This window comes from Dictyobacter vulcani (assembly GCF_008974265.1).
GTDB classification, from domain to species: Bacteria; Chloroflexota; Ktedonobacteria; order Ktedonobacterales; family Ktedonobacteraceae; genus Dictyobacter; species Dictyobacter vulcani.
This window is the reverse complement of record NZ_BKZW01000004.1, coordinates 480736-502028: the sequence shown is the minus strand read 5'-3', so window position 1 is coordinate 502028 and position 21293 is coordinate 480736. Positions and strand designations below refer to the sequence as shown.

The 21293-nt window shown below is 53.1% G+C and carries 26 protein-coding genes; 9 read left to right on the top strand and 17 right to left on the bottom strand.

Going from position 1 to position 21293, the window contains the following annotated elements:
* Positions 1-485: 485 nt before the first annotated feature.
* The 5 genes from KDW_RS29595 to KDW_RS33395 all read right to left on the bottom strand — a co-directional run bounded on the left by KDW_RS29595 (position 486) and on the right by KDW_RS33395 (position 3566).
* Positions 486-995 carry a GNAT family N-acetyltransferase gene (locus KDW_RS29595; RefSeq protein ID WP_151759487.1) on the bottom strand — a complete coding sequence of 170 codons (510 nt, stop codon included), beginning with the start codon at positions 993-995 and terminating at the stop codon, positions 486-488.
* A 227-nt stretch (positions 996-1222) separates the two neighbouring features.
* Positions 1223-1516: a hypothetical protein gene (locus KDW_RS29590; RefSeq protein WP_151759486.1), complete on the bottom strand. Its 294-nt coding sequence runs from the start codon at positions 1514-1516 to the stop codon at positions 1223-1225.
* A gap of 244 nt (positions 1517-1760) precedes the next feature.
* The gene (locus KDW_RS33400; protein WP_198925695.1) at positions 1761-1949 is read right to left on the bottom strand and encodes a His/Gly/Thr/Pro-type tRNA ligase C-terminal domain-containing protein; all 189 of its coding nucleotides are present in this window, start codon (positions 1947-1949) and stop codon (positions 1761-1763) included.
* Positions 1885-3336 carry a threonine--tRNA ligase gene (thrS, locus tag KDW_RS29585; protein ID WP_198925693.1) on the bottom strand — a complete coding sequence of 484 codons (1452 nt, stop codon included), beginning with the start codon at positions 3334-3336 and terminating at the stop codon, positions 1885-1887. The genes KDW_RS33400 and thrS overlap by 65 nt, the downstream gene beginning before the upstream one ends.
* A complete protein-coding gene (locus tag KDW_RS33395) occupies positions 3333-3566 on the bottom strand; it encodes a hypothetical protein (protein ID WP_198925690.1) in 234 nt (77 codons plus the stop codon). The genes thrS and KDW_RS33395 overlap by 4 nt, the downstream gene beginning before the upstream one ends.
* A gap of 1077 nt (positions 3567-4643) precedes the next feature.
* Between KDW_RS33395 and KDW_RS29575 the strand changes: the two genes are divergently transcribed.
* Positions 4644-4886 carry a hypothetical protein gene (locus tag KDW_RS29575; RefSeq protein ID WP_151759484.1) on the top strand — a complete coding sequence of 81 codons (243 nt, stop codon included), beginning with the start codon at positions 4644-4646 and terminating at the stop codon, positions 4884-4886.
* Positions 4887-4917: 31 nt separating this feature from the next.
* On the opposite strand, the gene KDW_RS29570 is transcribed toward KDW_RS29575, so the two are convergent.
* The 4 genes from KDW_RS29570 to KDW_RS29550 all read right to left on the bottom strand — a co-directional run bounded on the left by KDW_RS29570 (position 4918) and on the right by KDW_RS29550 (position 8340).
* Positions 4918-5469 (bottom strand): hypothetical protein, encoded by a 552-nt coding sequence (locus tag KDW_RS29570; RefSeq protein WP_151759483.1) that lies wholly within the window; start codon positions 5467-5469, stop codon positions 4918-4920.
* A 115-nt stretch (positions 5470-5584) separates the two neighbouring features.
* A complete protein-coding gene (locus tag KDW_RS29565; RefSeq protein WP_151759482.1) occupies positions 5585-6427 on the bottom strand; it encodes a COG4705 family protein in 843 nt (280 codons plus the stop codon).
* 333 nt (positions 6428-6760) lie between these two features.
* Positions 6761-7498 carry an N-acyl homoserine lactonase family protein gene (locus KDW_RS29560; RefSeq protein ID WP_198925689.1) on the bottom strand — a complete coding sequence of 246 codons (738 nt, stop codon included), beginning with the start codon at positions 7496-7498 and terminating at the stop codon, positions 6761-6763.
* Between the two features lie 338 nt (positions 7499-7836).
* The gene (locus KDW_RS29550; RefSeq protein WP_151759480.1) at positions 7837-8340 is read right to left on the bottom strand and encodes an acyl-CoA thioesterase; all 504 of its coding nucleotides are present in this window, start codon (positions 8338-8340) and stop codon (positions 7837-7839) included.
* Between the two features lie 293 nt (positions 8341-8633).
* Here KDW_RS29550 and KDW_RS29545 point away from each other — a divergent pair, with 293 nt between their 5' ends.
* Both KDW_RS29545 and KDW_RS29540 read left to right on the top strand, forming a co-directional pair.
* Positions 8634-10040, top strand: a complete 1407-nt coding sequence (locus KDW_RS29545; protein ID WP_162005738.1) for a glycoside hydrolase 5 family protein — start codon at positions 8634-8636, stop codon at positions 10038-10040.
* Positions 10041-10077: 37 nt separating this feature from the next.
* The gene (locus KDW_RS29540; RefSeq protein WP_151759478.1) at positions 10078-10719 is read left to right on the top strand and encodes a class I SAM-dependent DNA methyltransferase; all 642 of its coding nucleotides are present in this window, start codon (positions 10078-10080) and stop codon (positions 10717-10719) included.
* A 398-nt stretch (positions 10720-11117) separates the two neighbouring features.
* Here KDW_RS29540 and KDW_RS29535 read toward each other — a convergent pair whose 3' ends face one another.
* Both KDW_RS29535 and KDW_RS29525 read right to left on the bottom strand, forming a co-directional pair.
* Positions 11118-11600, bottom strand: coding sequence for a hypothetical protein (locus tag KDW_RS29535; RefSeq protein WP_151759477.1), 483 nt, complete (start codon positions 11598-11600; stop codon positions 11118-11120).
* Between the two features lie 311 nt (positions 11601-11911).
* On the bottom strand, positions 11912-12205 hold the full coding sequence (locus KDW_RS29525) for a hypothetical protein (protein ID WP_151759475.1): 294 nt from the start codon (positions 12203-12205) through the stop codon (positions 11912-11914).
* Between the two features lie 755 nt (positions 12206-12960).
* On the opposite strand from KDW_RS29525, the gene KDW_RS29520 reads away from it, so the two are divergent.
* Positions 12961-13239: a hypothetical protein gene (locus KDW_RS29520; protein WP_151759474.1), complete on the top strand. Its 279-nt coding sequence runs from the start codon at positions 12961-12963 to the stop codon at positions 13237-13239.
* A 66-nt stretch (positions 13240-13305) separates the two neighbouring features.
* Here the strand turns inward: KDW_RS29520 and lspA are convergent, their stop codons facing one another.
* Positions 13306-13869 (bottom strand): signal peptidase II, encoded by a 564-nt coding sequence (gene lspA, locus KDW_RS29515; RefSeq protein ID WP_162005737.1) that lies wholly within the window; start codon positions 13867-13869, stop codon positions 13306-13308.
* A gap of 291 nt (positions 13870-14160) precedes the next feature.
* On the opposite strand from lspA, the gene KDW_RS33390 reads away from it, so the two are divergent.
* Positions 14161-14355 carry a hypothetical protein gene (locus KDW_RS33390; protein ID WP_198925687.1) on the top strand — a complete coding sequence of 65 codons (195 nt, stop codon included), beginning with the start codon at positions 14161-14163 and terminating at the stop codon, positions 14353-14355.
* On the opposite strand, the gene KDW_RS36305 is transcribed toward KDW_RS33390, so the two are convergent.
* On the bottom strand, positions 14312-14521 hold the full coding sequence (locus tag KDW_RS36305) for a hypothetical protein (protein ID WP_371876293.1): 210 nt from the start codon (positions 14519-14521) through the stop codon (positions 14312-14314). The two genes, KDW_RS33390 and KDW_RS36305, sit on opposite strands and share 44 nt — an antisense overlap.
* Here KDW_RS36305 and KDW_RS36300 point away from each other — a divergent pair.
* The 4 genes from KDW_RS36300 (at position 14435) to KDW_RS29495 (ending at position 16831) form a co-directional block, all read left to right on the top strand.
* Entirely contained in the window at positions 14435-14788 is a 354-nt protein-coding gene (locus tag KDW_RS36300) for an MBL fold metallo-hydrolase (RefSeq protein ID WP_371876292.1), read from the top strand. The genes KDW_RS36305 and KDW_RS36300 overlap by 87 nt on opposite strands.
* 197 nt (positions 14789-14985) lie before the next feature.
* Positions 14986-15555 (top strand): cysteine hydrolase family protein, encoded by a 570-nt coding sequence (locus KDW_RS29505; protein ID WP_233098001.1) that lies wholly within the window; start codon positions 14986-14988, stop codon positions 15553-15555.
* Positions 15527-15721 carry a hypothetical protein gene (locus tag KDW_RS29500; RefSeq protein ID WP_151759472.1) on the top strand — a complete coding sequence of 65 codons (195 nt, stop codon included), beginning with the start codon at positions 15527-15529 and terminating at the stop codon, positions 15719-15721. The genes KDW_RS29505 and KDW_RS29500 overlap by 29 nt, the downstream gene beginning before the upstream one ends.
* A 378-nt stretch (positions 15722-16099) precedes the next feature.
* Positions 16100-16831, top strand: a complete 732-nt coding sequence (locus KDW_RS29495; protein ID WP_151759471.1) for a hypothetical protein — start codon at positions 16100-16102, stop codon at positions 16829-16831.
* Positions 16832-16837: 6 nt separating this feature from the next.
* Here KDW_RS29495 and KDW_RS29490 read toward each other — a convergent pair whose 3' ends face one another.
* The 4 genes from KDW_RS29490 to KDW_RS29475 all read right to left on the bottom strand — a co-directional run bounded on the left by KDW_RS29490 (position 16838) and on the right by KDW_RS29475 (position 21253).
* Positions 16838-18052, bottom strand: a complete 1215-nt coding sequence (locus KDW_RS29490; RefSeq protein WP_162005736.1) for a WD40/YVTN/BNR-like repeat-containing protein — start codon at positions 18050-18052, stop codon at positions 16838-16840.
* Between the two features lie 788 nt (positions 18053-18840).
* Positions 18841-19695, bottom strand: coding sequence for a patatin-like phospholipase family protein (locus KDW_RS29485; protein ID WP_151759469.1), 855 nt, complete (start codon positions 19693-19695; stop codon positions 18841-18843).
* A gap of 83 nt (positions 19696-19778) precedes the next feature.
* Positions 19779-20393: a TetR/AcrR family transcriptional regulator gene (locus KDW_RS29480; RefSeq protein WP_162005735.1), complete on the bottom strand. Its 615-nt coding sequence runs from the start codon at positions 20391-20393 to the stop codon at positions 19779-19781.
* Positions 20394-20704: 311 nt separating this feature from the next.
* A complete protein-coding gene (locus KDW_RS29475; RefSeq protein WP_151759467.1) occupies positions 20705-21253 on the bottom strand; it encodes a 3'-5' exonuclease family protein in 549 nt (182 codons plus the stop codon).
* Positions 21254-21293 lie beyond the last annotated feature (40 nt).

The following is a 21293-nucleotide window of genomic DNA, read 5'->3' as shown; positions in this document are numbered from 1 at the left end:
GTTAATAGGTATACGGACATTGCGCCAGGCCAGACGAAACAGAAGGGTTTATCGGCAAATCCAACAAGATTGTTTACTAATAGGAATTGCATCAATTCTGGTGAGCATCGTAATGTGGTGGGGATGTATTTTCCTTCCTCACCAGGTAAATCCTATATGGGGAGGGCTGATAGGGATTCTAGCTACTCTCATACTCACGTATCTGTTCCCTAATCTGAACGATTTCTTTGACCTCCTACGCCAGGGTATACAAATGGTATGTTTGGCAAAAAGGATAACTGGAAAAAGACGCTGAACTGGAGTGGGATATTGCTTCTTCTAATCCTGGGGAAATGGAAATATCTCCCGCTTATTGGGGGATGCATTATTGGAGTATTTTCAGCTCTTTTGTTACGATGAAAGTAAATATATCAATATATGACCAAAAGCAAAGTTTGAGCACACCTGGCTGGTTTGCACAAAACTTTGCTTTGCTTTTATTAAGGCTATAGGAGGTGGTGGATCAGGGTGATGGAGGAATCCTGAGGGGTGGAGATGCCGGCGTCGTTGAAGCCGTAGCGTTCGTAGAGGCGGCGGGCAGGATTCTCGCGATCCACGGATAGGCTGAGGGCTGGACATCCTTGTTCGGCGGCGGCCTGCGAGAGGGCCTGCAATAGTGCTCCTCCGATGCCTAAACCACGGGCTTCGGGGGCGACGCTGATCGTCAGTTCTGGAATGTTGGCGGCGACAAAACCATAGCCGGGCGCATCGGCGGGAAAGAAGCGATACCAGGCTGCCCCCAGCGGCTGGTGATCTTCTCCCACGGCGATCCAACCCATATCTCCGGCACGCTCCCCCCAGTCCGCCAGATATTTACGTACGCTGGATACTGCCAGCGCCTGCTCACGCCCCAGGGCACGCATGGCCGGCGACACAGCGGCGGCCTCGTAGAGCATATCCCATAAAAAATCTTGATCTGCGGGCTCAACTGGCCGCAGAATAAATGTAGAAGCCATAGAGTAGCATCCTTTCTGCTCGGTACCTGAATAAATAACCCACACGCTTATCTATCTGGACGAGGTAGATAGGTGGCAGGCATTGATTATGATAGTTTTAATGCTTTTCGAAAGCGATGAAGGGTGGCGATACTTGCTCAGACGGGTACTGATCGCAGCGACCAGCGCTGCCGGTACGTTGAGTCCCTTGTATAGTTTTAGCATATGGAGTGCGGGAGCACAAAAAGCTATGGCGTGTTGGCTGCTTTCCGCCTTCTCTTGATCAGGGCGACGATCAGTCCGCTTAGCAGGATGATGGTGCCAATAGCGGCGAGCAACAGTAGTGGTATCATGAGGACAAAGAGGATCCAATAGGCTCCAAAACCGTGGTTGGCGGTAGCAGGACTTTCCTGGTAGTCCGCGAAGAGCAGGGCGATCACGGCGAACCAAAAAGTGAAGAGCAGTATTATACAGCCTGTGAGCACTAATATCTTTTCTATTGACGCTCTTTTTCGTGTCTTGCGCGCTGGCGGCTTATCCATGCTAACACCATCCTTCTATGAGCGGTGAAGGTGAATAAAGCGTGGAAGCATTGCTTCCTGTACTTAGAGCTAGAAACGTTTTATTTGGTGCGAAGGTAACAGGAGTATGTGCTTGAATGGAGTATTCTGATAAGTTCTCTGGGAAATGTTTACGTGGGGGATGGTGGAGGGAAGTACCGTGGGTACACAATTTGCATACCCACGGCATTAAAAAGCGTTAGTGGATGATTACGCCGGGACGATCTTAAGCCAGGTCGCTGCGGGTGACGACTTCGGCTTTGAGGCGCTCGGCAAGGTCGGCGATGGAGAGGGTGCCGAGGTCTCCGCCGCTACGACGGCGTACGGCGACGGCTCCGTTCTCGGCTTCTTTATCGCCAAGGACAAGCATGTATGGGATTTTCTGCATCTGGGCGTTGCGGATCTTCTTCTGCATGGATTCGCGGCCTCGTCGATCTCGACGCGCAGGTGCGACCATTGGGTAGCTCGATGGCCTGCAGGGCCTTTTTGACTTCGTAGGCATAGTCCACGTGGCGGTCGGCGATGGGGATGACGACGGCCTGAACCGGGGCCAGCCAGGTTGGGAAGGCTCCGGCATAGTGCTCGATCAACACCGACATGAAGCGCTCGACCGAGCCCAGGATGGCGCGGTGCAGCATAACCGGGCGCGTTGGATGGCCATCGGCCCCAATATATTCCAGGTTGAAGCGCTCGGGCAGATTGAAGTCCAGCTGGATGGTTGCCAGCTGCCAGGAGCGATCCAGGGCATCCTTGGCGGTAAAGTCGATTTTGGGTCCATAGAAGGCGGCTTCGCCCGCTTCTTCGGTCCAGGTCACGTTGTTGTCACGCAGGAACTGGCGCAGCTGCTCCTGGGCATTGTTCCAGGTTTCAGCGGTGCCCAGATATTTCTCTGGATGCCGCTCGTCCCAGAGGGAGAGCCGGATTGAGAGATTCATGCCAAAGGGTTTGTAGAAACCATCGATGATCTCGTAGATACGTCGGGCTTCATCGGCCACTTGATCGGGACGGCAGAAGACGTGGGCGTCATCCTGGGTGATGGCCCGGACACGCGAGAGACCTTGCAGGGTGCCGGGTAGCTCGTCGCGATAGACGGCGGTCACCTCACTAAAGCGGATCGGGAGCTCACGATAGCTACGCATACGGCTGGCAAAGATCTGCGTGTGGTGTGGACAGTTCATCGGCTTCATGCAGAAGTCCTCACCACTCTTGCCGCTGACATGGAAGATATCATCCTGGAACTTATCCCAGTGGCCCGACACCTTATACAGATCGCTTTTGGTGATATGCGGAATACGCACACGCTGATAACCATGGGGCTTTTCCAGCGACTGCACAAACTCTTCCAGCAGATCGCGGATCACGGTGCCCTTGGGGGTAAAGAGTGGCAGGCCACCACCAACCAGGTCCGAGAACGTAAACAGGTCTAACTCCTGACCCAGGCGGCGATGATCACGCTTCTTCGCCTCCTCCAGGAACCAGAGATAATGGTCCAGCTCTTCCTTATTATTGAAGGCGGTACCATACAGACGCTGCAACTGCGGATTCTTCTCGTCGCCACGCCAGTAGGCGCCAGCGATACTCATCAGCTTGAAGACTCCGATCTGTTTAGTGCTATCGACGTGTGGTCCACGGCACAGATCGACAAAATCACCGGTCTGGTAGAACGAGACCTTGTCGACACCCTGATCGCTGCTCACGCCGACCGCATCACTATCACCGGTCTCCTCAACCACAGCGGTACTACCACGCTCTTTGAGCAGGTTCAAGAGCTCAACTTTATATGGCTGCTTGCGCTTGCTCATCTCTCAATAGCGGCATCGATATCCATCTCAATGCGCTCATAAGGAAGCTTCTTATTCTTCAGCTCGCGCATCTTAATCTCGATACGCTCCAGGTCTTTGGTGGTCAAAGCAACCGGCAACTCGATATCATAATAGAAGCCGTTTTTAATCGCCGGACCAACGCCAAATTTCGCATCCGGCCACAGCAATTGCACCGCCGCCGCCATCAAGTGAGCGGTAGAATGGCGCATGCTCCAGTTCAAACTGCGCCTGCTGCTCTTCAGATACTTCCATCGAAGCACTCATAGTGTATGTTCCCTTTCTAAACTCAATCTATATTCTCAGCACTGGTATAGTTCCAATGCTAGCTGCATGCAGAATCGTTTCTCAAGCGGGGCAACGGCAATAAAAAAAACTCCCTCATCCCGCACAACGGGGACGAAAGAGTTAACTCATCCGTGGTTCCACCCACAATTCATTCATTCTATGTATAGAACGAATCTCTATAGCCCGCTAACGGAGGCCCACCGCTCGAATAAGAGAAAGCTTCTTGAGTGGTATCCATCGGTATGTGTTCAGGACAACTTGCAGCCAGTGATTGTCCTTCTCTATCAACACCAAACACGATAGCGTTGTCTCAAGCCATGCCAGTATCTATTGAAAGTATGTAGCTTAACTACCATACTGAAGCGACTATAACATAAAACAGCAGCAGTGTCTACACTCATAATTTTGTCAGCCATGGACCAGTGAGTATCCAACAAAATCATCAAGAAATTTGGAAAACCTTCCGGTTTTGATCTTCTAGTACATTGTCAAACTTCGTGTGATGAGTTGTGCGCCCGCTACGCGGGCGGGATGGGGGGAGATGCCGGGGCACAGCCCCCGATCCCCCAGTCAAGGGGCTTAGCCGCCCTTGCATCCCCGCCTCCCCATCACATGATGTCTGACAGACTACTAGCTGGTATCTGTTTATAGAGAGGTGTATGCAAATGTGTCAGGAGAGATAAATTGCATTTAGCTGGATATGATTATCGCTTGCCAGGGCCCGATCCATGGTGATCCAATAAGCGCCAATGCCACGATGGATATTTGCAGGAGCTGCGCGATATTGACGTCATATAGACCGTGGCGGCAGCGGTTGCGGCGGCGTTGCTTGTTCGTACGCCAACTGGGCGCAGCGGCTAGCGCCAATACGTTTCGGTGAAGCGCATTTGTGACCATAAAAAACATGGTGGAGAAAAGCAGCGAATCATCCGTGGAGAGGGCGCCACACGCGGAGGCCGGCATGCGGCGTTCTCGTGGAGCGAGGGCTCAAAGCGCAGCGCATGCCTGTGGCGCCTCCACCGAGCCGGATCCTGTGTCGTGATCCTCTTCGAGAAGGTACGGGGAAGATCCACGCGCTCTCCCACCACGTTGTGGCGCGAGCAGGCCACGGCACGGCACCCACGATCCCTGGAGGCGCCACAGCACTGCGCGTCGTGCTTGCACGCTGGCCTGCGCAAACGCAGCAGTGCGGCCTCCGCGTGTGGCGCTCTCTCCACGTACACGACGCCACGCCATACCGTTGAGATTCTCTCCTTCACCGAAACGTATTGGCGGCTAGCGCTGCCGGTACGAGAGGGCTTTGCCAGCGAGGCCACCAAGGGCGGCGAGGCCTGCTCCCAGGCCGACGGAGATGATGAGAAAGCTGGCGGCAAAGACCATAAACAGGAAGGTATAGTCGGCGTCGGAGAGCAGCATCTGCCGGGTGATGGCGCTTTGCTGGAGAAAATATACGACGATCACACTCAGGAAATACCAGAGATTGATCCAGAGGCTCGTAAATACACCAGCCCTGACTTTCCCGGTGCGCCAGGCGGCAATGAAGCCACCAGCCAGATAAAGAAACCATTGTACCAGCAGCGGCAGGCTCCAGAGATAGACGAGATATAGTCCGGCGTTGGTGGTAAGCTTCATATGCGGCAGGACATAACTCAGAAAGATAAATAGAGCACTCAGGAGTATACCAATAATCGATCCAAACATGACGGCAACACGGCCAGCTTCAGGCCGCCGCGGAGGCTCTCGCTGCGGCAGAGGTGGGAGGGCATTGGGAAATGATGAGGGCGGTGAGTAAGGGTCTCCAGGTATGGGAGATGGCGACTGGTGCATTAACGATGTCCTTTCTCTCCAAATAGATGTGATAACAGAAACCGGCAGCGAGCTCCAGGCACATGGGCGTAGGCTGGCTGCCGGTGCAAAAAAAACTGCTTACTTATAGTTTACGCTACTGCTGTTTAGCTTTGACATCCTTGTGGGTAACAGTCAGATAGCCAACGAAGCAGATGATCAGAACGGTTAAGATCAGGCTGACCAGTCCCGTACCGACCCCGAGGCCACCCTGGTCGCGCGCCTTACCAAGCCAGTCCGCAATTGAGGCACCAAGCGGCCGGGTTAAGATGTAGGCAAGCCAGAAGGCGACGATCTCGTTCAGGCCGAGCCGCCAGTAACCCAGCATTGGGATCAAGATCAACACGGCAAAGAGGATACCAGCCGCAAGATAGCCCAGGTTGGTAATGGTAGCAGCCAGGTCACCGGCGGCGGTACCGAGCGCGAAGGTCGCCATAACGGTCGCCCAGTAGAACAGCTCACGACGGCGGGTATAAATACTGTGAATCGATAATGTCTTCTCGACGCTATACCAGGTCGCAAAGATAATGGCCAGCACCACCAGAAATAAGATAGTCGATACAATATATGGTACATGAAATCCGACGTGTAATACATCAGCGGCCATGGTGCCAAACACGGCCACCATCACAACGGCCAGCCAGTAGACCCAGGGAATATAGCGACGTACCGCGAACTGCAAGACCAGCGCCACCACCAGACCGACGCCACCGATAGCGACCGCGATCATCGGATCAAGCTGGTGGGCCAGATAGTCAGAGGTCACCTCACCCATGGCCGTGGTCAACAATTTAATAACCCAGAAGAAAACCGTAATTTCAGGCACCTTCCGCAGCGCATGCAGGACAGGCTGTCCAGGCTGCGCAGGACGAGCCAGCGTGCCCGATGGCGCTAATTCAGCCTCGGTATCTGGTTGAATTGGAGAAATATTTTTACGCAATGACGAATGCTCCCTATAATAACCATAACACTATATATTTAAACCTGCTTTTTCTTGAGACATTCAAATTTTCGGCATAGTGCAAACAACAAGAAGTTCACCAGAAAAAAAGAAAGAACCACAGGCCTACACTTTTCTTAGCATGTACATGTAGCGACTGTCAATAAAACCACCACACATGAGACGAGAGGGCTACTTTTCTCGTCACATGGCGGTGGGGGAGCGAGCTCATGCGCGAACAGATCGCATCTGGGGGATTATTATAGATCAAAGATGAAAGCATACTACGCCAGATCAAGTCCCACCGGTAATCTCAGAAAAAGGAAAATAGAGCTACGCGTAGTAATCTGGAGCTGTCTTGAGCGTTTTCCGTTGCGCGCCATCGTGGCCGAAGACGACGAGCTGGATCTGCTCACGCTCAACCAGTTCCAGCAACTTGCGGGTACTGGCCCGCAGCTGCTCCTCATTGTCGTCCATCGGACCAGCTTTGCGCTCGGGCGTAAACATAAATTGCAGCATCACCGCATCTATAGCCAGCAGCACCAGGCCCGTCTGCGGCAGGCGCAGCAGCACCGATTGGTGTCCTGGTGTATGGCCGCTGGTCTCAAGCAAGGTCAGACCAGGAAACAGCTCGGTATCACCATCCACCAGGCGATAGCGCAAAGCCGGATCATCCCAGTGCTTGCGCGCCGCCGCAAAGCGTGGATGTCCACTACGGGCCAGTTCATAGTGCTCACGCTGCACCACCAGTTCCGCACGGCGAAACGCATCATGATAGCCCGCGTGATCGACATCGAAATGCGTACAGATCAACACATCAATATCATCAGGACCCAGACCCAGAGCCGCCAGACACTCCAGCACATCCTTATCTTCAGCAGACGGCGTCGTCCCGGGCGGAGGAGGAACATCAGCGGGATACCCACTATCCACCAGGATCCGCTTACCATCACTCATCTCAATCAAATAACAGCCAGACACCATATCCAGGGTCCTCGCCCCCGCAGGAATAGTCGCAGTCGACAATGTAAAAAGATACAATCTCTGCGGAACAGCATCAACCATAGCCATACAGCAATTCCTCCAAAAATACATAATCATAACGCCATATCTGTATTCCAGAGTGAAGTATAGCAGCACAGCTATAGCCGAACTGTAAATATGATTACTGACAAAATTCGCGTTTTATGCTATGGTTTTGACAATGAAGAGCTCCTTGTACGTGGAGAGATGATCCGTGTGCTCATGAGTACCATGCTCTTGAATGGTTTTGACAATGAAGAACTCCTTGTACGTGGAGAGGGGGCAGCCGTGAAGGCTGCCGGTACGTGGGGGTTGCTTGCTCATACGTGAAATGATCGCAGCGGCGAGCGCTGCCGCTACGGCTACGGCTACGGCTACGGCTACGGTTACGGGAGGGGGTGTTGTTCGAGTTGTTCGAAGGCGGCGCGCATGGTGGCGGGTACGGGATGCGGCCGGCCGGTGCGGTAGTTGCACCAGACGAGGATGGAGCGGCCAGTGGCGAAGATGCGGCTGTGGTCGGTGATGTCACGGATCTCGTGTTCCATGATGATGCTGGTGTTGCCTACTTTGGTGACACGCACACCGACCTCGGCACGATCACTGCGCACCAGCGGGATATGATAAGTGCAGGTCGCTTCTTTGACCAGGATCCCATAATGGTGGCCACGCGGACCCGTCTGGATGCGGGGATTATGGTCCTCCGTGGGCTCCTGCACATGCTCAGGCTCCTCGGCCTGCTGTTTGCGCCATGGCGCGAGCTGATCAAAATAGAAACTGCGTGCTTCCTCAAGATAAACAAAATAGACCGTATTATTCACATGGGCCAGCGGATCTAAATCCCGAAAACGGATCTGTACGGGATACCAGCAACGATACGTCTCGACAGACATGACATTTTTTTCCTTCCTTCGTCCAGCGGCTTCTGCTCTTGCTGAGATTCTACAGGCCCTACTATACCATATCAAGAGCAAGATAGGAGTATTTCTATGCCGGGTGTGAACCGAATAGACTGGTAATTCTCCTGCCTCTGATACGACTAAAATACAATAACTACAAATAAGTGATATAAATAATCCAAAATGTCATGAATGTAATATACAACGAATCACAGCGATATTATCAATAGAGGTATGATACAATGCATTCAATCTCTATTGTTGAGTTGTTTTCGAGGAGAAAGACCGTGCAGAAGAAAATCCAATGGCGTATCTTTCTGGTGGTGCTGTCTGTTGTAGTATTACTGGCCCTGGTGGCAATTCCTTTGTATCTCTGGCAGAGTGCCAGTCACCATACCGAGGCGAAGACATCTTCTCAACCATCATCCGCGTTCGTCACACGCTCAGGCTCTCACTTATTGCTCGATGGACATCCCTTCCGCTTTGCGGGACCCAATATTTACTGGTTGGGCCTGGATACTGATGGCTATAGCGAGCTCTATCCCAGCCATTTTCGGGTCGATGATGCCCTGACCACGGCTGCAGCGATGGGGGCCACGGTGGTGCGTGCGCATACACTGGGGATCTCGGTAGGCTGCCCACTCTGCGTGGAACCAACCCGGGGATCCTTCAACGAGACCGCCCTTCAGCATATTGATTATGCTATCCAGGCCGCCAGAGCACACCACCTGCGGCTGATTATCCCCCTGGTCGACAACTGGCGCTACTACCATGGTGGCAAACATACCTTCACCGATTGGCGGCATGTGGATGCCGAGACCCTCTTCTATACCGATAAAAACGTGATCTCCGACTTTGAATCCTATGTTCAACATATACTCAATCGGGTCAATAGCTATACTGGAATCGCTTATAAGAATGATCCAACGATTATGGCCTGGGAAACCGGCAATGAAATCTCACCCTCAACCAGCTGGACCAAAACCATTGCTGGCTATATTAAAAGTATTGATGCTCACCATCTGGTCATGGATGGTAGCAAGAGCGCGAATGCCGCTGACCTGGCCCTGAACACCATCGACATGTTCACCCAGCACTATTATCCACTCAGCACCAGCCTGCTGGAATCAGATGCCCAGGTCGCTGCCTATCAGCATAAGGTCTTTGTGGCCGGTGAATATGACTGGACCGGCACCAGGGGCGGCGATGCACTCAGTAGCTTCCTGCCGGACATCGAGCACCAGAGCGAGATCGCCGGCGATCTCTACTGGTCGCTGTTCGGGCACAATGATACTTATGGCTATACGCAACACGACGACGGTTATACCCTGCACTATGCCAGCGACACCCAGGATCGGCGCGTACGCAGGCAGGCGTTGCGAGCCCATGCCTATGCGATGAGCAAGCAACCTATGCCCGCCCTGCCAGCACCGGGTACACCGCTGATCACCAGTATCTACGGCAACGCCATCAGCTGGCGCGGAGCCGACATCGCCGTCCACTACAGTCTGGAACGCTCCACCCACGGAGCCAACGGACCCTGGACCGTGATCTGCCGCCAGTGCGCTACCGATAACGATACTCCCTGGATCGATGATCACCAACCCAGTGGCCCCAGCTGGTACCGTGTACAGGCCTACAACCAGGATGGCATAGCCAGCCCCTATTCTCCCAGTGCCGCCGGCAATATATGATATAATAGTATTTTCCAGGTAAAGGAGGTACAGTGCATTGAATCAAACCACAGAAAATGTTAGAAAAAGTTATGATCTGGTTGCCGACGAATATACAGCACATATCGCTGACGAACTGGAATACAAACCGCTGGATCGGGATTTGCTGAGGCGCTTTGTCAGGCAAACACGCAGGTCAGGCCAGGTGTGTGATCTGGGATGTGGTCCCGGACACGTTACCAGCTATCTCTATGAGCAGGGAGCATCCGTACTCGGGATCGACCTATCAGCCCGCATGGTTGAGTTGGCCCGCCAGCATCATCCGGACATCGAGTTTCAGCAAGGAAATATGGCCGCCCTCACTGACATCCAGGACGAAAGCTGGGCGGGCATCGTAGCTTTCTACTCACTGATCCATTTCGAGCGTCCACAACTAGTAGCGGTCCTGCAAGAATTTTACCGGGTCCTGCAACCCAACGGCCTGCTCCTGCTCGCCTTCCACGAAGGACAGGAGGTCAGGCATTTCGACGAATGGTGGAACCAACCCGTCTCCCTGAACTTCAACTTCTTTGAACGTACCGAGATCGAGCACTATTTAAACACAGCCGGCTTTACCATCGAAGAAAGCCTGACCCGCTCACCCTATGACAGCGTCGAAGTACAAACGCAACGCTCCTACATCATCGCACGCAAACCATGAATCGACGCCATGCACACAATTGCAGGTAAAATCGTCTGCGCCAATAAAATACACCCTCACCTCAAATAAGCAAGAAAATTGATCATGTAGGTTCAACAAAACACGAGCTACAGACAGAATCTATCCTTCCTTGATCAGGGTGGTAACGGTAACGCATGGACCTGGAAAGGCCCGCTCAAAAATGCTCCGATCACGAGGCAACGGGTAATCAAGGTGAGACGTGGCATGAACATAGAACCTTTCTTTTCTACGAGAGAAGGGACTGCTTCTCTCGCTATAAAAGTATCAAGGTAGAGTGAATTACAGTGAGAGGGCAACCTGTGTGCAATAACAGGTTGCCCTTTCGATCTGGCCAATATCAGGAGTTACTCCTGAGCAGACCTTTTTCACCCAGGTTTCTATGGAGTGCCGGAGTTCACTTCAGACACCACAATGGTCACATCATGATAAAGCGTGCGTCCCTTCGCATCCGGTGAACAGGAAAGATCGGGGCTCATTTGCGAACCGTAGGCAATGCGCGTACTGGTCCCAAATGATATCGATTTTGCGCAGCGCGCTCCCTGAGGCAGGGCGGTCAAGGGCAAAGCGCGATGGACATCATTAAACAACTTTGTTACCGTCGAAGTAGAAAGCGCTCCGACCTTCGTGCTGCTACAACGCTTGATAGTAATATCGCCATTCGAATTCACCACAAGCGTTAAGGCACAGGTATTCGTCGAACGTGAGATATACACAATAATCGTGGCCCGGGCAGCGGCCGGATCGCTTACAGTGTGTATATGCGCAACGCCCACAGGTAACGCATGGACCGGAAAAGGTCCTGCCAGAAACGCTCCAATGACAAGACAACAGGCAAAAAAGGTAAAACGTGATGCACACATAGAATTCTCCCTTTCCACGAGAGAAGGCAGATTGTAACTCATTACCTTCCCACTACCACGAACATCTCTTGTGGATCCACGCTACAGCTACTATTTACCCCTCTATTGCGATAGGGTGCATGTACTATATGGCCGCTATGATAGCGAATACGTCATGATACAATTTCTGACCAACGACATCATGCGAACAGGAAACATCGGGACTCACCTGCGTCCCATACACAATGTGCGTTGTCGTCGCAAACGAGACTGGTTTGATGCAGTTCTTTTCCAATGGGAGATTGCCCAATGGGGATGCAGCGGCAACATCATCAAAAAAATTGCGCGATGGTAAAGACAGGTAGCGTGCTGGTGATCGTTTTGCCACAGCGCAGCATAGCAGTGTTTCCATTGATATCAACCACTATAGACACGGCACAGGTGTTCGTCGAGGCCGAAATAAGCACGACAATAGAATCATACGGAGTGGCAGTACTTTTTACAGAGAGTGAGTGATGAGTGTGACCACCCACACTCAGCGGCGACGCATGAACCTGTAGAGATCCTGCCAGAAAAGTTCCTACCAGCAGACAGCAGGCAACCAGGATGAGACGTAACACAGCCATACGACCTTTCCCTTCTACGCGATAAACGATTTTCTATCTCTATATGATGTGCCAGGAAAATAGCGCACCCTTGCCAGGGTCATCGCGATCCCTCACTACATCTTTATGCTCGTTATTCTATCCAATAGATACAACAATAATATGTAACCATTATACGGCTTATAAAATCTAGTCGTCAACAATATCATACAATGCATAAAAATCTATATATATTTTCTTAATAATTTTTATGACATTTCTGCAATATTGTAGAGTTTATTAGAAGGATACTTTATGGAATTTCAGCACAGGCCGTTCAATTGTGAGAGGAAAACGCAACTTTGCCAGCAATTTAACAATAAATGCCGCAATGCAGGCTCTCGCTACCGTAGGTTCGGCCCTTGAGGCCGATTGGCTCCCCACACACCAACCTCGCCCCACCGAGATCACGCAATGCAGGGTTATCACCTCCAGAATGAAAGAGATATACAGCGAGGCTTGAAGCGGCTTGATCATGATAAAGGGAAGGAAAGCATAGGGAGCCAATCGGGTGCAAGACCCGAACCTACATTTTCGCTTTTCTTGCTCATTTCATGTAATTGATCCATTTATCGGCATGGATGCTTTCGCCACAACATCCAATGATCAAACATGCTCGCACACGGACAGGTCGGCAGGCTGGCTGGCTGTGTTTGACATGGGGGAATTGGGGTGTATATAGGGTGGTGGTTTGGGATAGGCGTTTGCTTATGGTTGGATTTATCGGAGGTGTGCTGATGAAGGCAGCGACATATGAAGAGGCGTTTGGGCGCGTGGAGGATTTGACGGTCAGGATCCGTTATCTCGAGGACCAGATGGCTGAATTGATGGAGCGTATGCTGGCACAGGAATCGTGGTGGGGAGCAATCAAGGTCCTGGATCAACGGGAAGCGGTGGTGCGGGCACAGCATGTCTTGCTGAATGAATGGAATGACGCCATGAATGATTTGATCGGCTTTCTGGAGCCTGCGGACCATGAATGGGCCTACCGGCGCTTCCATCCGAGCATGAGATGACTTTTTATTTATGGTCTGCTTCCAATCCAGGTTGAAAGCAGACCAGTGATGATTATGCAGGGAAAACTAGGGCTTCTCAGAGCCTGCGGGGGTGAGAGACTGGACAGTGCTAACCGTCTCTGGCTTTTTGGGCTGGCGGATGTCCGTAAAGAGCATGAAAACAAATAAGAGAAATACGGCTACGGAAATAGCCGCATCCGCAACATTGAATATATAGAATTTGAAGCCGATCTGCGGGATGCGGAAGTAGATAAAATCCACCACATAACCACCACGAATAAAGCGATCCAGAAGATTCCCAATCGCACCACCCATGATCAGGCCGAAGAGAATTTTGTAGACGAGGGGTCCACGACTGAACCAGCGAATATATAAAGTGACCAGGACCAGCATTGCCACAGAGATCAGGATGACCAGCAGGATGGGGTTGGTGAAGAGGCCCATAGCTGAATTCCAGTTCTGGATATAATAGAGTGAGAGATAATCCCCGAGCAACGAGACGATGCGTCCACTATCCGGCGGACTCAGGCGCTCAACCACCATATTTTTGGTCCACTGATCCACAATAATCACACAGATAGCACACAGCGCAGCCAGCAGATGGGAATAGACAGGCTTTTTTGTTTTCATCAATACCGCCATTTAAGGTGTAAACAACTATACTTACCTTTTTTTATCACAGCTGTTATGGAAAAGCAACCCGAAAAAAAATCCAGCCATCCACACACACAATACATCCCCAACTCTTCCCATCCATGCACGACCATTGCATCTATACTGGCAGCATAAGAGTACTATTTTTAGAGCCCTCTGAGCATGTTATACTGCTCACAGGCACCATGTCTGATGAGCATAAGGATAATGACCTGCTTCCTCGCTTATTTTAAAAATCGTATTTTTTATATAGAAAGATATCGTAATATGACAACCAGCGCCTCAAATCCCCACCGCCTCTACCTGATGCAAGTCGCAACTATGGCGATCGGTTCGCTTGAAGTACCGGTGCCCTGTTATCTGATCCAGACCAATAACGGCAAGAACATCCTGATTGATAGCGGACTCCCCCCGATGCTCAGTTGCCGGCAGGCGGGCTGGCCAGCTCCGAATAGAATATAAGAAAAACGTCATTGAGCAACTGGCCATGATCGGCGTTCAGCCCGAAGACATCGATATTTTGATCTGCACGCACTACGACCTGGATCACGCTGGCAACAATGGGTCCTTCCCTAAAGCACAGCTTGTCACGCAGCGCCTGCAACACGAGGTCGCGCTGGCCGGTCATCCCCGCTTCATCTCCACGCGCTCACAATGGGACCTGCCCGCCACCCGCTACCAGTTAATCGACGGCGACCTGGAACTCCTGCCGGCATCGACCTCATCGAGACCAGTGGACACGTGCCCGGCCACCAGGCCATCCTCGTACACCTTCCCGAAAGCGGACCCGTCCTGCTGGCCATCGACGCCGTCACCATGCAGGCCCACTTCAATCCTGACGCGCCGTCGGCCCCATGGACCTCGACGGAGCCAGCGCCATTGCCAGCACCCATAAACTCCTGGACCTGGTCGAGAAGAAACACGTCTCTCTCGTCGTCTTCGGCCACGACAGTCCACAATGGTCCACCCTCAAACAACTCCCTGATTATTACGAATAAGGGAAGGAATCCAATTACCGCTTTTGCCTGTGCCGAGAAGAATGGGTGGCTATAAAACAACATATGCCTGAAAAACGAGAAGGAGTCGTGATCTATGAACGCGGAAACAGCTCTGGTAGTAATCGATGTCCAGCCTGGTGTAGTGGGAGAAGCCTATCGCCGCGATGAGGTACTGGCAAACATCCAGTTGTTGTTGGAGCGTGCCCGTAACAGTGGGACGCCGGTGATTTATGTGCAGCACACTGACCCCGCCATGCAGCCAGGAACACCATGGTGGCAGATTCACCCGACCGTTGCGCCACGCGAGGGTGAGCCTGCCATCCAGAAAAAATCACCCGATGCTTTTCATGAGACACGTCTGCAGGAGGTGTTAACGGCACGCGGCATCAAACGCCTGATCATCACCGGGGCGCAGACACAGATGTGTGTGGATACCACCACGCGTCGGGCAGTTGCTTCCGGCTACGACGTACTGCTGGTCAGCGATGCCCACACCACCGATGATAGCGAGACCCTGCCGCGGAACAAATCATCGCCTTCTACAACGAAACCCTCAACGGCTTCTGGGCAGGAGAGCACAGAGTACGCGTGCAACCAACCAGCGAAATCCATTTCGCCTCGTAGCGGCAGTCCTGGTGGCCAATACGTTTCGGTTAGGAGATAATAAAGTACCGGCAGCGCTGGTCGCTGCGGCCTGTCGGCATACGAGCATGTCCCTGGAAACGATGACCCATCCTCTCTTCGTGTTGCTGGCTCGGACCTCAACTGATCGCAGCGACCAGCGCCAATACATTTCGGTTATGGATGGAATGGCTACAATGGTGGCATGATCATGAAGCAACGCATGCAAAAATGATCAAGAGAGATACAAATGGTAGGTTCGACCCTTTGGGTCGATTGTCTCCTCCCACACGAACGCATTGCCTCACATGGCATAGCTTGCTCATGGTCAAGCAAGGATAGTATGCAGGGAACCAATCGACCCAAAGGGTCGAACCTCCTTTCGTTCATCTCCTCTAGGGATCAAACCGTCCCTGGGCTTAAGCGAAACGTATTGGTCCTGGTGGCTGCGACCAGTTCACGAATGAGTAAGCATCCGCTTACTCGGACGCCAACGATGCCTTATTTAATATGTACATACTCTTCAATATATGCTACAATGCAGGCGTAGCAAGCATGTACATAATAAAAGAAGGATTAGAATTCTTATGGCCTGGTTGTTATTTTGGATCCTGATTATCTTTTTGCTGCTTTTTGTGCCGTCGATGTGGGCGGCCCGCGCACGGCGAGCGCCACGTCATGAGCAGCTAGAAAAGCCAACGCAACCCGCAAGGATTGTGGCTGCACCCAGGCCATGGCAACCAGAGGTGCTCCGCGAGCACGCGCCCCTATTAGCCAATCAGATCAGACAGGCACAGGTCCAGGGTGGATTGATCAGGGCACTGTCGGTGGTACGGCCAGCGCTGGTAGAGGCGTTAGTCCAGCCACAGGCACAACTGCTTTATGCGCTACGTGCGCGAGCCATTACGCTCTATCAGCAACAGGAGTCCTGTAGCTGGCTGGAGGCGGTAGAAGCCATCGCTTATGCTGGCCTGAGCATAGAGACCAGCGGACCCGGACATGCGGATCCGCTGGTGATCTATTTTCTGCTGCAGGCCAATTGTCGCGAGGACGCCATGGCCTACTTCTGCCTCAGCACCGCATCATCCACAGAAGTAGCGCGGGAGGTTGTCCAGCAGATCGAGCAGTTGATTGAGGACGGGAACACCGATCTCCTCTCAGAGGGGAAACGCGATCCCGATCCGCAAGCGCTGCGCTTTCTGCTCACGGCAGGCTATATCCTGCTCGCCATCCGCTACTATCGCGATTGCACCGATGTTAGCATGCTCGAGGCCCGTGAGGCCATCCAGCGCCTGCAGACGCAATGGGGCCTCACGTAAGAATGCTCAGGCGATGGCATAATGGATTGGCTGCCAGCTCGCGCCACCGTCGCTGGTATGCAAGAGCTGCTGGCCAGCGATGCCCCAGCCGGTATTGGCATCCGTAAAACTCAATGCACCGAGCTTGTAAGCGCTATTGGAGACAGCGGACCAGTTACCGCCACCATCGCGGGTGCGATAGAGCTTCCCGCTCTGACTATCAGTCGCCCAGGCATGATTGACATCCAGCACATACGTATTCCTGGCAAAGATATGCGCCGGGCTGGTCTGAACCCAGTTCTGTCCACCATCATTTGAACGATACAGGATCAATAGATTACCAGTGTGGGTGCTCACAAATACAGGTAGAAAAACAACATTGCCAAAGAAGACCGGCGGCTGCGATTGATTCGCGAGCCCCATATAGCCACCCAACACATGCGGTAGCAAGAGCACCTGCCACGACTGACCACCATTATGGGTCAGCGCCAACGATGGCACGCTATTATCCCCACCAGTGCCACGATCACCGGCAGCAATACCATTCTGCGCATCGTTGAACGAGATGCCCGTGACATGGCCCAGGTACAGGCCGTTGTTTTCAACATTGGTCGCAATCTTACTCCAGGTCTGGCCGCCATCCATTGAATGCCAGATATCGGATTCGGAGTGACCGGCATCGGGCATAGCGGATATCTCTAACCAGCCCTGCTGAGCATTCAGGAAATGTGGAACATCGACGATACTCACCAACGGATCATTAATTTTTGAGCGCTGCCAGCTTGCGCCACCATCAGCGGTACGCAGCACAACAATGCCCGCGCCCTCCTGCATCTGATAAGGCCCAACCGCAATCCAGGCATATTGCCCATTCATGAACTGGCCCTTCGCATACTGATTGAGACCAGCATTTGCCGGCGTCACATCCTTCCAATGCGCGCCACCATCCGCCGTCTTCAGAATAGAACTGGCCGTCAACGCCCAACCATTATGCTGGTCCAGCATACGAATAGCAGTCAGTGCCAAAGTAGGCTTTGATGTACCTGGATTTGAAGCCACCTTCACAGCCGTCGTCGGAATCTTCTGCGTAGCAGAGGTAGGTGCTGGCGTCGAGGTTACCGTCGCAGACGGCACATCAGTCGTCCCGGTATTCGCACAGGCCGCCAGTGCCAGAATCAGCACCACAGCTAGCAGCCATAATGGAAGCAAAGTTATACGTATTGGCATTCTATCCATGTTCATAATCATATCTTCTTTCACTATTTTCCATAGTATTAAAGATTCCCACATACCCTACATACAAGAATGCCAATACCGTGACACTCCGCACGCCCTGAAGGGGCGGCGGCTTCTTGCACTCCTACGTAGTCGGCCCCCTGAGTCGGTGCCTCGTTGAGGCAACTCGTTGAAGACCGTAGTGGGTGAGGAATACACTCAAGCACAGATCCACACATCTGCTCGCTTGAAGGGCGGTGCCATGCCTGTTCACCGTTTCATGCCGTACCCGACGGGTGTGCAGCCAACGTCGGGTGTTTGGCGACCTGGAAAGGGTGAACACCTTTCTCTTTCGAAAACTGATGCATGCATCAGTGGGAGGCTTTTCTTGAACGATTTTGCCTGGCAACACTTCCTAAGGCCGTACAGCCTGTGCTGTCGTGCCTTCGTTGCACCTATGCAGTATAATCCAACCATGCATTCTATGCAACAAGCAAGGGCTAAAGCCCACGAGAAACCCGCCTATCCGCCTGGGTTTAAACCACAGCGGCTTGCGGCGGGTTATGCTTTTGTCACAATTATTGCCGTCCCATTGTGAGCTTATTCACAATTCTACGTACCGGCAGCGCTGGTCGCCAATATTTTTCGTTGAAGCGCTTTTGTGGCGCCCTCTCCACGTACACCTGGCTTGCTGGTCACGTCGAACCATCTCTCAACGTCTCGCTAACCGAAACGTATTAGCGCTGGTCGCTGCGATCACGGAACGTTGCTTGCTCATGCGTCCATTGGGCCTGATTTGCTCGTTTTTCCTGGATTTATTGCCACAGGGCGGCCACGCGTGCCACCTCATTACGGCTCTGCTCACGGCCCAGTTTGGCGGCGGTGGCTCGCAGGGAGGGATCAAGCGCGTTGCCTCCGACGGCGGCCAGGGCGGTCTTCATGGCTTCATCAGCAGCAATCACTTCTATCTGCGCTCCCTGGCTCTGCAGGCGCTTGATCTGCTGCTCCAGACTTTCCATGACGGCAAAGGCAGGGACCTCGGGCTGGAGTACCAGGATCTTATCGAGGCCTGCGGCCAGGTCCAGATTGGCCATCGAATAACAACCGCCATCGATATAGCGGCTCTGATTGATGGTGGTTGGAGGCCAGACATAGGGCACTGCGCTGCTGGCCATTACCGCATCCACTAATTCAACTCCAGACTCACTGGTGAAGGTAGTGCGCTCACCGCTGAAGGCGTCAACCGCCACGATAGCCAGGCGATTTTGGGGCCAGCTATGCACTGGCAGGCGTGAGACAACCACCTCGCGGCGTTGGTCCTCAGGCAATGTCGGAGCAGCTAGCGACAGAGCGCCGATACGTTGCAGGATCTCTGCACTGCTTCCGCCTCCATTCAGGACACGGGTGAAGTCAGCGATCATCTTCTGGAAATCCGCCTGCGGCGCCAGTTCATGAGCCTGTAACGCTGGATCAACCTGGCGCTGGAAGAGTTCCTCAAACGACCGGCCACTGGTGATCTGCGCGGCCACATTGGCACCAGCCGAAGTTCCCAGAAATAGATCAGCGTTACGGACATCGATCCCGGCCTCAGCCAGTCCCACCAGTATGCCAGTCTGCCAGGAAATTCCAGCTACACCTCCACCGCCAAGTACTAATGCATGTGTTGCCATCGTTACATTCCCTCATATTTCTAGATTTAGCGTAAAGAACAGTATACTTTTACCGAACATTGTACGGTAATGAATAAAAAAAATCATGCACGGTTCAAGTGCGCAAAAGCCGAACGGAGCACCTGCTGGTTGATGGCGTCGATCCCTGTAACAGCGCTCACACGTGTCATGCGTAACATGGCCAGTCCATGCAGTAAAGCCCAGGTACTATAGACCTGCTGCTCAATGCTTTCCCCGGAAGGGAGAATAAACGCTCCACGCTCCACACCCGTCTGGATACAGTGGCGCAACTGGCCATAGGCCGAATTGTGCTGCAGTTGATCGAGGCTGGTTACCAGTCCAGATGGCGAAAAGATATGCCCGAAGATGAGCGCATAAAGCTGCTCGTGCTCACGGGCAAAGGCCAGATAGGCCTCTCCGATGGCAAAAAGCCACTCGCTTGCGCTCTCCCCAGACGGCACGTGCGCGAGCATCTCATTCAACTGTGCAAGCCCCTGAGCAATAAGCGCATCCAGGATCTCGTCCTTGCTCGCATAATACTCATAGAGGCCCGATGGACTATATTCGATACGCTGCGCAATCTCGCGGATCGAGAGAGCCTGCAGACCCTGCTCAGCAATAATGGCGAGGGCCGCATCAAGGATAGCCTGAGCCGTTCTGGCCCTACGCCGCTCGCGAGGCGTTTGCTTCTCTGCCATTCCGAACACCTCACTTTTTCCGTACATTGTTCGGTAATAGCATAACACCCCCAGAATGAAATGTCAAATCGTACCGGCAGCGGCAAGCGCCAATACGTTTCGGTGAAGCGCTTTTGTGACCATAAAAAATAGGGTGAAAAAAAGCAGCGGATCGTCCGTCGAGAGGCGCCACACGCGGAGGCCGCCCTGCTGCGTTGCGCAGGGCGGCCTCCGCGTGTGGCGCCCTCTCGACGGACACCTGGCTTGCTCGTCACGTCGAACCATCTCTCAACATAGCGCTAAGTGAAACGTATTAGCCTTCAAGGTTGCCGCTACAGGGCGCCGGCGCGGATGAGGTTGAGGGTGGCCATGGCGTCGGCGAGGGCCAGGGTGCCACGTTGGGGCTGGCTCTGGCAGATGTGGGCCAGCCGTGGCCAGCAGTAGGTTCCGCGCGGTTGGCCTGCCCGGGCTTTGTATTCGGCGTAGGCAACCATGGCGCAGTGCCAGGTATAGCCGGGCATGCTGACATGGCGCAGGGCGGCGGTGCGCATCAGGAGTTGTGAGTTGTAGGCCGCACCGTAGCTGATGATGGTTTTGCCAAGCAGGACATCGTTGAGGTCAGACCAGAGTTGCGCGAAGATCAGCAGATCATCCAGGTCCTGCTCGCGCTCACTGTCCGGATCCACGGCACAGGGCTGAAACATCCGCTCAAACAGGATCTGCCCCTGCGCATCCACGACGGCGATGGCGATGGCCTCGGAGCGCTGAGACGGCAGGACAAAACTCTCGGTATCCAGTAACACCCAGTCGGTGCGCTCCTGTAAACTACGGCACCAGCGGGGAAAGCTTTGCCGGATCGGCATCACGTGTTGGGTCGTCATAGCTTTTTTATCCTCTTCATCAATTCCACACAAAAACTGC

Coding starts and splice junctions, on each gene's coding strand:
- KDW_RS29595 (WP_151759487.1), bottom strand. CDS start 995: ATGGCTTCTACATTTATTCTGCGGCCAGTTGAGCCCGCAGATCAAGAT.
- KDW_RS29590 (WP_151759486.1), bottom strand. CDS start 1,516: ATGGATAAGCCGCCAGCGCGCAAGACACGAAAAAGAGCGTCAATAGAA.
- KDW_RS33400 (WP_198925695.1), bottom strand. CDS start 1,949: ATGCAGAAGAAGATCCGCAACGCCCAGATGCAGAAAATCCCATACATG.
- thrS (WP_198925693.1), bottom strand. CDS start 3,336: ATGAGCAAGCGCAAGCAGCCATATAAAGTTGAGCTCTTGAACCTGCTC.
- KDW_RS33395 (WP_198925690.1), bottom strand. CDS start 3,566: ATGCGCCATTCTACCGCTCACTTGATGGCGGCGGCGGTGCAATTGCTG.
- KDW_RS29575 (WP_151759484.1), top strand. CDS start 4,644: ATGCCTGTGGCGCCTCCACCGAGCCGGATCCTGTGTCGTGATCCTCTT.
- KDW_RS29570 (WP_151759483.1), bottom strand. CDS start 5,469: ATGCACCAGTCGCCATCTCCCATACCTGGAGACCCTTACTCACCGCCC.
- KDW_RS29560 (WP_198925689.1), bottom strand. CDS start 7,498: ATGGCTATGGTTGATGCTGTTCCGCAGAGATTGTATCTTTTTACATTG.
- KDW_RS29550 (WP_151759480.1), bottom strand. CDS start 8,340: ATGTCTGTCGAGACGTATCGTTGCTGGTATCCCGTACAGATCCGTTTT.
- KDW_RS29535 (WP_151759477.1), bottom strand. CDS start 11,600: ATGTGTGCATCACGTTTTACCTTTTTTGCCTGTTGTCTTGTCATTGGA.
- KDW_RS29525 (WP_151759475.1), bottom strand. CDS start 12,205: ATGGCTGTGTTACGTCTCATCCTGGTTGCCTGCTGTCTGCTGGTAGGA.
- KDW_RS29520 (WP_151759474.1), top strand. CDS start 12,961: ATGAAGGCAGCGACATATGAAGAGGCGTTTGGGCGCGTGGAGGATTTG.
- lspA (WP_162005737.1), bottom strand. CDS start 13,869: ATGAAAACAAAAAAGCCTGTCTATTCCCATCTGCTGGCTGCGCTGTGT.
- KDW_RS33390 (WP_198925687.1), top strand. CDS start 14,161: ATGACAACCAGCGCCTCAAATCCCCACCGCCTCTACCTGATGCAAGTC.
- KDW_RS36305 (WP_371876293.1), bottom strand. CDS start 14,521: ATGACCGGCCAGCGCGACCTCGTGTTGCAGGCGCTGCGTGACAAGCTG.
- KDW_RS29505 (WP_233098001.1), top strand. CDS start 14,986: ATGAACGCGGAAACAGCTCTGGTAGTAATCGATGTCCAGCCTGGTGTA.
- KDW_RS29495 (WP_151759471.1), top strand. CDS start 16,100: ATGGCCTGGTTGTTATTTTGGATCCTGATTATCTTTTTGCTGCTTTTT.
- KDW_RS29490 (WP_162005736.1), bottom strand. CDS start 18,052: ATGAACATGGATAGAATGCCAATACGTATAACTTTGCTTCCATTATGG.
- KDW_RS29485 (WP_151759469.1), bottom strand. CDS start 19,695: ATGGCAACACATGCATTAGTACTTGGCGGTGGAGGTGTAGCTGGAATT.
- KDW_RS29480 (WP_162005735.1), bottom strand. CDS start 20,393: ATGGCAGAGAAGCAAACGCCTCGCGAGCGGCGTAGGGCCAGAACGGCT.
- KDW_RS29475 (WP_151759467.1), bottom strand. CDS start 21,253: ATGACGACCCAACACGTGATGCCGATCCGGCAAAGCTTTCCCCGCTGG.